Source organism: Neisseriaceae bacterium CLB008, from assembly GCA_041228285.1.
In the GTDB taxonomy this organism is placed as follows: Bacteria; Pseudomonadota; Gammaproteobacteria; order Burkholderiales; family Neisseriaceae; genus JAGNPU01.
Map to the genome: position 1 here is coordinate 2,236,821 of CP166133.1, position 11,679 is coordinate 2,248,499.

The following is an 11,679-nucleotide window of genomic DNA, read 5'->3' on the forward strand; positions in this document are numbered from 1 at the left end:
GTAAAAAATCATAGGAAACGATACGATAAACCATACCATTTTGACGCAAAAAAACCAGCTCGAAAGCTGGTTTTTTATATTCTTTGTGGTGCCCGGGGCCGGAATCGAACCGGCACGGCCTGTTAGGGCCGACGGATTTTAAGTCCGTTGTGTCTACCTATTTCACCACCCGGGCGACTGACCGCCGAAGCAATAAGTCATAACTGGAGGCGGGGGTCGGAATCGAACCGGCGTCCACGGCTTTGCAGGCCGCTGCATAACCACTCTGCCACCCCGCCAGGGGATGTTGTCGCCAAAACAACGGGCAATTCTAAGCAAGCCAAATAAACGCACTGGAGCGGGAAACGAGGCTCGAACTCGCGACCTCAACCTTGGCAAGGTTGCGCTCTACCAACTGAGCTATTCCCGCGGTGGGTAAAACATTTGGAGCGGGAAACGAGGCTCGAACTCGCGACCTCAACCTTGGCAAGGTTGCGCTCTACCAACTGAGCTATTCCCGCAATAAGCAAAATGTGGAGCGGGAAACGAGGCTCGAACTCGCGACCTCAACCTTGGCAAGGTTGCGCTCTACCAACTGAGCTATTCCCGCATTTTGCGTATCTTGTCTCTCTTGCTTCTTGCCTTTCGGCTTGTCGCTTAAGAGAGTCGTCATTATAGAGTTTAATAAAAATCTGTCAAGCGTTTTGAACTAATTTTTTTCCTCCTGATGCCCAGAAAATGCGGCATTCAGGTAATAAAACATTGACCACAAAGTCAAAATTGACGCAACCAACATCAAAATATTTCCTAAAATAAGGAAATTAATCCCGTAAAAGGATTCAGAACCAATCAGCAACAGAACAATGGCCACCATTTGGGCCGTGGTTTTAATCTTACCGATCTGGGCCACGGCAACGTTATTACGCTTGCCCATCTGAGCCATCCACTCTCTTAAAGCCGATATGGTGATCTCGCGGCCGATGATGATCATTGCCATCACCGCATACGTACGGTCTAGATCAACCAGTAAGATCAACGCCACCGCCACAATAAGCTTGTCGGCAACGGGGTCTAGGAAGGCCCCAAACGAAGTGGCTTGATTCCAACGCCGAGCCAGATAGCCATCAAACCAGTCGGTGATGGCGGCGATGGCAAAAATACCGGCGCCGATCCAGTTCGCCATGGCAGGGTTAATCCAATGCACAGGCAAATAAAATAAGGTGGCAAAAACAGGGATTAACAGCACCCTTACCCAAGTCAATAAAATTGGAAAATTAAGCGGCATGATGTCCAACCTGTTCGTATTTTAATCACAATGTTAAGAATGTAAGGCTTCATAAATTTTTTCGGCCAAGGCATGGCTAATGCCTTCCACTTGGGCCAAATCGTCGGCACTGGCTGCTGCGACGCCGCGCAGACCACCAAAGCGCGCTAAAAGCCGCTGCCGTCGCTTGGTGCCCACCCCTGGAATACTTTCTAGGGAAGACGTCACCCGCGCTTTGGCGCGTTTAGCGCGATGGCCCGTAATCGCAAACCGATGTGATTCATCACGAACGGTTTGTAATAAGTGTAAAGCGGGATGATGCGGCGGTAGCTGCATCACCCTATTGGTGTCGGGCAAAATCAACTCTTCTAAGCCTGCCTTACGCTCTGGCCCTTTGGCCACGCCGACCAATGGAATGTGTAAGCCCAACTCGGCCCACACGCCTAACGCCATGCTGATCTGACCCTTCCCCCCATCGATGACGACGAGGTCAGGCCACTTGCCTTCAGGCTGTGTACCGGCGGCCTCTGCCGCCTCAGCCTGCGCCTGTAGTTTACCATAGCGACGGGTTAAAACCTCACGCATGGCGGCATAATCATCGCCCGCCTTGGCGGTTTCGATATTAAAGCGTCTGTATTCACTGGGTTGCATGGCCCCTTGGTCATACACCACGCACGAGGCAATGGTCGCCTCCCCTTGAGTGTGGCTGATGTCAAAGCATTCAATGCGCTGCAAATCATCCATCTGCATGATTTCGGCCAGAGCCGCTAGGCGCGCCTGCTGATGGCTGCTTTGCGACGACTGTTGATGAATCGCCAGGCGCGCATTTTGTTCGGCCATACTCAGCCACACCTTACGCGCCCCAACCGTTTTATGCACAAACAAGATTTTTTTGGGCGCGTCCGAGCTTAAGGCATCGCACAGGCTCTCTGGCAACGGCAGGTTCGTCAACAGCATGTCAGGCTTAGGCTTGCCCAAATAATGCTGGGCCACAAAGGCATTTAAATAATCGGCCAAATCCGGCGTTTCATCGGCCAGCACTTTAGGAAAGAAGCTTTTATCGCCCACGTGGCGGCCACCGCGAATGCTGACCCAATGCACGCACACCAGCCCAGCATCTGTGACCACAGCCAAGACGTCACAGTTTTTCACGCCGTATTGGGTATTGGATTCGACGAACTGCTTTTCCTGCACGCGGCCGAGCGCCTGTAGCTGGTCACGATACTTGGCCGCCTCTTCAAACTGTAGATGATCTGAAGCCGTTTGCATTTTCTGATTCAATCGTTCAGACAGTTCATCCGCCTTTCCGTTCAAAAAGGCGGCGGCTTCGCTGACGCTGTCGGCGTAGTCTGCGGCCGAGATATGGCCCACGCAAGGCCCTGAACAGCGCTTGATCTGATACAGCAGGCAGGCCCGGTCACGGTGCTGAAACACCGAATCCTCACAGGTTCTTAATTGGAAGACTTTTTGTAAGATCTGAATACTGTCCCGCACCGCATAGCTATTGGGATAAGGGCCAAAATATTGATGGGTCTTTTTTAAACTGCCCCGGTAATAAGCCATTTGCGGAAACTCATGGGCGCTTAAAATCAGATAGGGATAGCTTTTATCGTCCCGAAACAAAATATTGTATTTCGGCCCCAGCGCTTTGATTAAGTTGTTTTCCAAAATCAAGGCTTCGGCTTCGGAGCGGGTGACAGTGACGTCAATACGATCAACCTGTTTCACCATCAGCTGAATGCGTGGTGACAGATCGGTTTTTTGAAAATAGCTGCTGACGCGGCGCTTCAGGCTAATGGCCTTGCCCACGTACAATACCTGCCCTTCCCGGTCTAACATGCGGTAGACACCGGGTAAATTAGGTAGGGTATTTAAAAATTCTTTTATATTAAACTGTTCTTGTTCCAAGAAAGCACTTCCTTCATTCACCCATCACGCCGATGGCCTATTGTAGCGTTTTTTAAGACAAAAGACTTCATCTTTCAAATGAGGCCAATCCTAGGATTAATCAAGCGGACACAGGCCATCGCTACCACAGCCATAAAAATTTCTCTTCCCCTAATTCGTATTTCTTTGATACAATGCGGTGCTATTATTCAACCCCCCGCATCTTCTGACACGAAAGTACCCTCTCATGCGAATAATAGAAAAAGCATATACATTCGACGACGTCTTATTGGTTCCAGCCCACTCCCAAGTCTTGCCTCGTGACGTTAGCTTAAAAACCCCCCTCACCCGTAATATCTCGCTTAATCTTCCCCTTGTTTCTGCCGCTATGGACACCGTAACCGAAGCCCGTCTAGCCATTGCTTTGGCTCAAGAAGGTGGCATCGGCATCATCCATAAAAACATGAGCATTGAGCAACAGGCTCGCGAAGTGGCCAAAGTAAAGCGCCATGAAAGCGGCATCGTGAAAGAGCCGATCACCATTGGCCCCAATATGTTGGTGCGCGACTTAATTGACCTATCTCGTCGCCACAAGATTTCCGGCTTACCCGTCATTGAAGATGGCGCTGTCGTGGGCATTGTCACCAACCGTGACCTACGATTCGAAAAACGACTAGATCAAACCGTGGCGTCTATTATGACGCCACGTTCACAATTGGTGACCGTACCTGAAGGCACCGGCATCGATGAAGCCCGTGAAATCATGCACGAACACAAGGTTGAGCGTGTCTTGGTGGTCAACGCCAATTGGGAACTAAAAGGCCTGATCACGGTTAAAGACATTCTTAAAACCAGCGAATTCCCAAACGCCAATAAAGACGACAACGGCAGCCTACGCGTAGGCGCAGCGGTCGGCGTGGGTAAAGAAACTGAAGAGCGCGTGGCCGCCCTAGCCGCCGCTGGCGTAGACGTGGTGATTGTAGACACTGCTCACGGCCACAGCCAAGGCGTGATTGACCGCGTACGCTGGGTAAAAGAACACTTCCCACAAATTGACGTCATCGGCGGCAACATTGCCACCGCAGCCGCTGCCAAAGCTTTGGCCGAAGCCGGCGCAGACGGCGTTAAAGTGGGTATTGGCCCAGGCTCAATCTGCACCACCCGCATCATTGCCGGCGTGGGCGTGCCTCAACTAACCGCCATCCACAATGTTTCTGAAGCCTTAAAAGGCACGGGCGTACCGATGATTGCCGACGGCGGCATTCGCTTCTCTGGCGACATCGCCAAAGCCCTAGCCGCTGGCGCCAGCTGCGTGATGCTGGGCGGCATGTTTGCCGGTACTGAAGAAGCACCTGGCGAAATTGAGCTTTACCAAGGCCGTTCATACAAGTCTTACCGCGGCATGGGGTCTTTGGGCGCGATGAGCCAAGGCTCTTCTGATCGCTACTTCCAAGACAATGAAGCCAATAGCGACAAATTTGTTCCTGAAGGCATCGAAGGCCGCGTGGCCTACAAAGGCCCAATCGCCCAAATCATCCACCAATTGGTCGGCGGCTTGCGTTCGAGCATGGGCTACCTAGGTTGCCCTGACATCTTGGCCATGCATGAAAAAGCCGAGTTTGTGGAAATCACCTCTGCCGGCATGAATGAATCCCACGTTCACGACGTGACCATCACTAAAGAAGCGCCTAACTACCATACAGCACGTTAAGCAAACCTGATGACGGTACCTAAAAGCCCTGAGTTCACTCAGGGCTTTTTTATTGGCTTCAGTGATTGATATCGTGCGCTTCGTTTAGATTTAATCCAGCGAGCTTAACGCGTCAATACGCTCACAACAGCATACGGCCACTAGATGAATCCTTAGGCGACGCCCTCAGCTATTACGGTGGGTTTGCTGCACGCAACCCACCCTATGCGGCAGTGAACAAACCATGGTTTGTTTTGTACAAAGTTAGGAGTGCCTCTAGATGTTAAAACTTACCTCAATGCTTCGGTTAGTTCGCTATTGATTAAAGGCTGCCTTTCGCCTGTAGGCGACATACTTTCTTTTGGGTGGCCAAAAGAAAGTACGCAAAGAAAAGGCCACCTCGGCGACTAAAAGGGGACGGGTACGTCACTGGGAGGCTGAGGTGGTGAGATGAAATTGATATCAGTGAATTAACAAGCCTTAAACCTTAGACTCAAACCTAAAGGGTTGTTTTTAGATGATCAGTTATGACATTTTGTCTTGTACAAGCTAAAATGTCACCTGCTTAAATTTAAGCTCACTGCGTATCCTTTAAGTGAAGTACCCGTCCCCTTTTTAGCCGCCGAGGCGGTTCGTGCAGGGCCGGGGTCTTTGAGGCAAGCATGTCTGAGTATTTGGCCGAAGGCCCAAATATGAGTTCTTGCCGCCGGCGCTGTGCGAGCCAACGAGGGCACCCGCGTAGCGGGCGGATAAAGTGGGGTGTTTTTTCTTTGCTTCGTTTCTTTTGGACACCCAAAAGAAATGACGTCGCCCAGAGGGCGAAACAAAACGACCAATCAATAGCATAATAACCGAAGCATTAGAAAAAAGATTAAAAACGGTGGGCATGCTGCGCTTTGCCCACCCTGCAAATAGCCAACAAACCATGGATTATTAACCGTCGCGTAGGGTGGGTAAAGCGTAGCCTACCCATCACTTCTAACGTGCTCAGGTCCCCACATTAAAACCCGCGTGGGTCACGACCCACCCTACGCTTAAGGGCCTACACTGTAGACGTAAAAAAGAGCATAGAGAACGATACAACAAACCATACCGTATTGGTGCCATTAAGCTGATTCTTTAAATCATACCGCCCACAGCAAAACGCCGCCAGCGCCCATAAAAAATCCCCAAGCCTATTGCTTGGGGATGATTCGTTAACCTTGATTAAGCCAAACGTTTAACCAAGGCGCCGCTCAACGCGGCATGCATCTCGCGCAATAAGGCATCCGTGGTGTCCCAATCAATACAGGCGTCGGTAATCGACACGCCATACTTCATGTCGGCACGCGGCTGTTCTGAAGGCTGATTGCCCGCATATAAATGGCTTTCCAACATGATGCCAGTGATGGATTGATTACCCGCCAAAATTTGCGTCACCACCGACTGCGCCACCGGTACCTGACGACGGTAATCTTTATTAGAGTTACCGTGGCTGCAATCCACCATCAGCGATGGGCGCAAGCCTGCGGCCGCCATTTGAGCTTCGCAAGCCTGTACGTCTTCTTGGCCATAATTAGGGGTTTTGCCGCCGCGTAAAATCACGTGGCCATTGGGATTACCCTGAGTTTGCAGCAGGCATACCTGCCCCGCCTGGTTAATGCCCATAAAACGATGCGGCATAGATGCAGCGCGCAGCGCATTGATCGCCGTGGCCAAACTGCCGTCGGTGCCGTTTTTAAAGCCAACCGGCATCGATAACCCCGAAGCCATTTCACGGTGCGTTTGCGACTCAGTGGTCCGCGCACCAATGGCCGACCAGCTAAACAAATCGCCCAAATACTGTGGGCTATTGGGATCTAGTGCCTCGGTTGCCAAAGGCAGGCCCATATCGGTCAGCTTCAACAGCAGCTCACGCGCAATGTGCAGGCCGGTTTCCACATCAAATGAACCGTCCATATGCGGATCATTAATCAAACCCTTCCAACCCACCCTGGTACGAGGCTTCTCAAAATACACCCGCATCACTATGTATAGCTGATCTTGAAACTCATCTGCCAATACCTTCAGCTTTTCAGCATAGGCCAAAGCCGCTTCCGTATCATGAATCGAACAGGGACCACACACCACCAAAAGCCGATGATCACGGCCTTGTAAAATATCCGCAATGGTGGCGCGCGCGCTGGCGATTTGCTGCTGATTGGCGGCGCTCAAGGGAAATTTTTGCTTTAGCTGGGCCGGCGTAATCAATACCTGTTCATTACTGATGTGTACGTTATTCAGTACGTCTTTTTGCATCATCCTCATTCCTTACTTCAACTCAATCCCTTGCGGGCGCCCAATACGGCTAGGGTTAATCATTCATTTAATCTTGTAGCCAAATGGTGCTGACCATGCGGCCGGTTTGGCCGTCGCGGCGATAGGAAAAGAACAAATCGCGTTGCAACACGGTGCAATAATCACCGCCGTAAATTTGGGTCACGCCGATGTCTTTTAATTTCACCTTAGCCAGATCATACATATTGGCCAAATACTTATCGTTACCGATGTCTTGGAATGCCGTAATGGCGTGTGGGTGTGGCACACAAAAGGCATCCCATACGTCTTGGCCCACTTCAAAAGCATCTGGACCAATCGCCGGCCCTAAGTAGGCCATAACGTCTAAAGGGTCACAGCCCATTTTAGCCACGGTCTGGGCCAAAACGTCGCCTGCCAGCCCGCGCCAGCCCGCATGCGCCGCGCCGACGACCGTGCCCTGCCGATCGCAGAACAGCACCGGTAAGCAGTCTGCCGTCATCACCGCACAGGCCACTGACCCATCATGGGCCACGCTGGCGTCCGCATCGGGCACCACATCCTGATGCGCGGCAGCGGCCACCACGGTGGCCGAGTGGATCTGATTCAAATACACCATAGGCACCGGCACTTGAGCCTGTACACGACGGCGATTTTCGGCCACGGCCTGAGGATCATCCCCCACGTGGGCACCCACGTTTAGGCTGGCGTATTCACCCTTGCTCACGCCCCCGTTACGGGTACTGATCAAGGTTTTGACATTTTTTGGTGCCGGCCAATTGGCGGTAAACAAGGCTTGGTCAGGCTTAGCCAAACCAAACGCATGCTCCATACTGTTTAAAGACAGGTTAATCTCGGACATACCTTACCTCTACGTCGTAGTCGTCTTCATCCCAATCGTCATCATCTTCACCCATCGCCACGTCAGCCCATTCAGGCTCGCTGCTCAAAGGAGAATCCTTACCGCTTTCCAGACGCAGCACCGACAGCACATGGTGCATGTCTGGCGCCATTGGGGCCTCAAAAGAAACCAATTCTTTGGTTTTAGGGTGAATAAAGCTCAATTTATACGCATGTAAGGCCTGTCTGGCTAGTCCTTTGACCGCCTCTTTGGCCGCATCGGTACACTGATGCCGCGGGCTACCGTATACCGGATCACCGCTCAATGGATGGCGCGCTTCGCGCATGTGCACGCGAATTTGGTGGGTGCGGCCGGTTTCTAAACGGCACTCAACGTAGGTATGGTTTAAGTAACGCTCCAACACTTTAATGTGGGTAATGGCTTCTTTGCCGCCGTACTTCACCACCGCCATTTTCAAGCGATTATGCGGATCGCGACCAATTTTGGTCTCAATTTTGCCATCAAACGGCACTAGGCCATCAGCGATGGCTCGATAAATACGCTTCACGGTGCGCGCCTGTAATTGCTGCACCAAATCGTTCTGAGCAGGCAGGCTTTTCGCCACCACCATCAGGCCGCTGGTATCCTTATCTAAGCGGTGTACAATACCTGCGCGGGGAATTTGGCTCAGATCGGGATAATGGAACAATAAACCATTTAATAAAGTGCCGGTCCAATTGCCTGAAGCAGGATGAACGACCAAGCCGGCTGGTTTATTGATCACCAAAACGGTATCATCCTCAAATACGACAGGAATCTCGATGTCTTCTGGCGTGAACGCTAAATTTTCCTCACTGGGCAAAACAGTCACTTCCAGTGACTCTTGGCCGATGAGTTTAAGCTTGGGGGCGGCGGCTTTTCCATCCACCAAAACCGCGCCCTCTTTGATCCAGGTAGTCAAACGAGAACGAGAGTATTCGGGCATTAACTTGGCCAGAGCCGCGTCTAAACGCATGCCGCCAAGTTCATTGGGCACAACAAATTTGCAAATTTGTTCATTTAAGTCTGCCGAAAACTCAAAATCATCGTTATAATCATCAGCATTATTTAAGGATGTGGATTTCATGAAAAAAACACTTTTTGTAATTAGTTTGGCTGCATTAATGGCAGGTTGTGCCAGTGGTTCTGCAGATAAAGATGCTCAGATCACTCGCGACTGGACCGTAGAAAAGCTTTATTCTGAAGCCAATGACGAAATGAACAGTGGTAATTATACCCGAGCGATTAAATTATACGATATTTTAGGTTCGCGCTTTCCGTTTGGTCGTTATGCCCAACAGGCAGAACTAGACACGGCCTACACGCACTATCGCGACGGTGAACCCGAATTGGCCTTGGCCACGCTGGATCGATTTGAACGAAATCATCCGGCTCACCCTAACTTAGACTACGTATTGTACTTGAAAGGCTTGGTGTTGTTTAATGAAGATCAATCTTTCTTAAATAAATTAGCGGCGCAAGACTGGTCAGAACGCGATCCCAAAGCCAACCGTGATGCGTTTAGAGTCTTCCAAGAGCTGACGACCCGCTACCCCAATAGCCGCTACACGCCTGACGCCGTTGAGCGCATGACCAAGCTACTAGACGCTCTTGGCGGCCATGAAATTGGCGTGGCCCGCTACTACATGAAGCGCGGCGCCTATGTGGCAGCCTCTAACCGCGCCCAAGTGGTGATTCAAGAATTCAACAACACGCCTTACGTTGAAGAAGGCTTGGCCATTTTGGTGGCGGCCTACGGCCAAATGAACCAAACGCAACTGCGTGACGATGCTTACCGAGTGTTGCAATTAAACTACCCACAAAGCGAATACTTAAAAACGCCGTGGAAAGTCATCGAAGCTCCTTGGTGGCGTTACTGGAAATAATTGCCCCCGTTGGCCACAAAAAAGCTGCCCGAATCAAGGCAGCTTTTTTTATGGCTCCTTTAATAGAAGGAGCCCTATTCGCTTAAGCGCTTGGTGCAGATACTGCTTTAGGCGCCCCAAAATTTGGCATCAATAGAGCCGAGCGCTCAATGTTTTTGCGACCACGGCGCTGGCGCCCTGGAATTTTGCTGCACAAAACGCCGGCATCTGGCTCAGCTTTGGCATTGGCCGCTGAACGGCTATTTTGCTGGCTGCCTGAGCGGCCATTACTGGCAGAACCCCTCGCCTCACGAGGCTCACGAGCTTCGCGGCGCTCTTTATTTCCGTCTCGTTCACGCTCGGTACGCTCACGACCTGTTTGCTCACCTTGCTGACGAGCACCGCGCCCAGCGCTGGGTTTACGGCCTTCGTAAACAGGTTTGTCTGACGTGGGTACATCGGCCGCCATCCAGCTGGGCTCAAAACCCTGAATTTTTTCCACCAGCAACGGTTTTTTGATCAACTTTTTAATCAACTCAAACATGCGCTGCTCTGACTCTTCCATCAACGAAATCGCGACGCCCTCAGCGCCTGCACGGCCCGTACGACCAATGCGGTGTACGTAGTCTTCGGGGGCGGTAGGCAATTCATAGTTGATCACGAACGGCAGCTCTGTCACGTCCAAGCCGCGCGCGGCCACGTCGGTGGCCACCAACACGCGCAGGCTACCCTCTTTAAAGGCGGCTAAGGTTTCTAATCGACTGTTCTGGCTTTTATCGCCATGAATGGCCTCAGCCAAAATACGACGACGTTTCAATTCACGGGTCACTTGATCAACGCTCTGCTTGGTTTTACAGAACACAATGACCTGCTCCATCTTCAAATCCACAATCAAGCGCTCTAATAGATTGCGCTTATTGTGGCCGTCGACGGCGATGATGTGTTGCTCTACGCGCTCTGAGGTGGCGTTTTGCTGCGCCACTTCGATGGTTTCAGGCGACTGCATAAAATCAGCCGCCAGTTTTTTGATTTCTGGCGCAAAGGTCGCCGAGAACAGCAAGATTTGGCGATTTTTAGGCAATAGCTTGATGACTTTACGAATGTCATCAATAAAGCCCATGTCCAACATCCGGTCGGCTTCGTCCAACACCAAAATATCAACCTTATTCAGCTGAATGGTTTTTTGCTGTACGTGATCCAAGAGGCGACCAAGGGTTGCGACCACGATCTCACAACCTTCACGCAAAGCCTTGGTTTGATCGTTCATGTTCACGCCGCCAAAAATCACCGTGTGGCGTAATGCTAAGTGTTCGGTGTAGGCCTTGGTGTTCACCGAAATCTGGTCGGCTAACTCACGCGTCGGGGTCAATACCAGCATGCGCACTGGGTGCATGGCTGGCGATGTACTGCTGTTGGCATAACCTTTTAAGCGTTCTAAGCTCGGCAGCATAAAGGCGGCGGTTTTACCGGTACCGGTCTGGGCTGCGGCCAGAAGATCCTTGCCTGAAAGTGCTTTGGGGATGGCTGCTGCTTGGATGGGCGTTGGCGACACATAACCTTGCGCCTCTAATGCGCGCACAATCTCGGATGACAAACCTAATGATGCAAATGAACTCAACAGAAAACTCCTCAAGGCAATTGGGACAAACCAACTGAATGCCTATGCTTTAAGGGCGAACGTCCATTAAAGGCAATGCTGACACCGATCAACTGGTTATAAATTAAAGCCAGCGCACCTGCACTAGCCCATCACTAAAGGCTTAAACATACCACAGATAGCGCTTTTACTAAAGTAAAACCCATCGGCCATGCCGTCCTTCAGCCATGAAAACCCACACGC

Annotated in this window: 8 protein-coding genes and 5 tRNA genes; 2 read left to right on the top strand and 11 right to left on the bottom strand. The window is 51.2% G+C overall.

Annotated elements, in window-relative coordinates; genetic code table 11:
• Positions 1-86: 86 nt before the first annotated feature.
• The 7 genes from AB8Q18_10305 to uvrC form a co-directional block, all read right to left on the bottom strand.
• Positions 87-175, bottom strand: a tRNA-Leu gene (locus AB8Q18_10305).
• Between the two features lie 29 nt (positions 176-204).
• Positions 205-278 (bottom strand) — tRNA-Cys (locus AB8Q18_10310).
• Between the two features lie 55 nt (positions 279-333).
• Positions 334-409: transfer RNA gene (locus AB8Q18_10315), tRNA-Gly, on the bottom strand.
• 15 nt (positions 410-424) lie between these two features.
• Positions 425-500: transfer RNA gene (locus AB8Q18_10320), tRNA-Gly, on the bottom strand.
• Positions 501-513: 13 nt separating this feature from the next.
• Positions 514-589 (bottom strand) — tRNA-Gly (locus AB8Q18_10325).
• Between the two features lie 99 nt (positions 590-688).
• Positions 689-1,264, bottom strand: coding sequence for a CDP-diacylglycerol--glycerol-3-phosphate 3-phosphatidyltransferase (gene pgsA, locus AB8Q18_10330; GenBank protein XDZ50588.1), 576 nt, complete (start codon positions 1,262-1,264; stop codon positions 689-691).
• Between the two features lie 33 nt (positions 1,265-1,297).
• Complete coding sequence (uvrC, locus tag AB8Q18_10335; protein ID XDZ50589.1) at positions 1,298-3,172, bottom strand: excinuclease ABC subunit UvrC; 1,875 nt, start codon at positions 3,170-3,172, stop codon at positions 1,298-1,300.
• 205 nt (positions 3,173-3,377) lie between these two features.
• Here uvrC and guaB point away from each other — a divergent pair, with 205 nt between their 5' ends.
• Positions 3,378-4,841: an IMP dehydrogenase gene (gene guaB, locus AB8Q18_10340; protein XDZ50590.1), complete on the top strand. Its 1,464-nt coding sequence runs from the start codon at positions 3,378-3,380 to the stop codon at positions 4,839-4,841.
• A gap of 1,185 nt (positions 4,842-6,026) precedes the next feature.
• Here the strand turns inward: guaB and AB8Q18_10345 are convergent.
• From AB8Q18_10345 to AB8Q18_10355, 3 genes are all read right to left on the bottom strand, one after another.
• Entirely contained in the window at positions 6,027-7,100 is a 1,074-nt protein-coding gene (locus AB8Q18_10345; protein ID XDZ50591.1) for a 3-deoxy-7-phosphoheptulonate synthase, read from the bottom strand.
• 64 nt (positions 7,101-7,164) lie between these two features.
• A complete protein-coding gene (gene pgeF, locus AB8Q18_10350; GenBank protein XDZ52918.1) occupies positions 7,165-7,926 on the bottom strand; it encodes a peptidoglycan editing factor PgeF in 762 nt (253 codons plus the stop codon).
• A gap of 16 nt (positions 7,927-7,942) precedes the next feature.
• Entirely contained in the window at positions 7,943-9,061 is a 1,119-nt protein-coding gene (locus AB8Q18_10355) for an RluA family pseudouridine synthase (GenBank protein ID XDZ50592.1), read from the bottom strand.
• Between AB8Q18_10355 and AB8Q18_10360 the strand changes: the two genes are divergently transcribed.
• Positions 9,060-9,860 carry an outer membrane protein assembly factor BamD gene (locus tag AB8Q18_10360; GenBank protein XDZ50593.1) on the top strand — a complete coding sequence of 267 codons (801 nt, stop codon included), beginning with the start codon at positions 9,060-9,062 and terminating at the stop codon, positions 9,858-9,860. The genes AB8Q18_10355 and AB8Q18_10360 overlap by 2 nt on opposite strands.
• Before the next feature lie 82 nt (positions 9,861-9,942).
• On the opposite strand, the gene AB8Q18_10365 is transcribed toward AB8Q18_10360, so the two are convergent.
• Positions 9,943-11,460, bottom strand: a complete 1,518-nt coding sequence (locus tag AB8Q18_10365) for a DEAD/DEAH box helicase (protein XDZ52919.1) — start codon at positions 11,458-11,460, stop codon at positions 9,943-9,945.
• Positions 11,461-11,679: the final 219 nt, after the last annotated feature.

What these genes read in the sequence shown, in the direction of transcription:
- AB8Q18_10360 (XDZ50593.1), top strand. Translation starts at nt 9,060, where the DNA reads ATGAAAAAAACACTTTTTGTAATTAGTTTGGCTGCATTAATGGCAGGT.
- guaB (XDZ50590.1), top strand. Translation starts at nt 3,378, where the DNA reads ATGCGAATAATAGAAAAAGCATATACATTCGACGACGTCTTATTGGTT.
- pgsA (XDZ50588.1), bottom strand. Translation starts at nt 1,264, where the DNA reads ATGCCGCTTAATTTTCCAATTTTATTGACTTGGGTAAGGGTGCTGTTA.
- pgeF (XDZ52918.1), bottom strand. Translation starts at nt 7,926, where the DNA reads ATGGAGCATGCGTTTGGTTTGGCTAAGCCTGACCAAGCCTTGTTTACC.
- AB8Q18_10355 (XDZ50592.1), bottom strand. Translation starts at nt 9,061, where the DNA reads ATGAAATCCACATCCTTAAATAATGCTGATGATTATAACGATGATTTT.
- AB8Q18_10345 (XDZ50591.1), bottom strand. Translation starts at nt 7,100, where the DNA reads ATGATGCAAAAAGACGTACTGAATAACGTACACATCAGTAATGAACAG.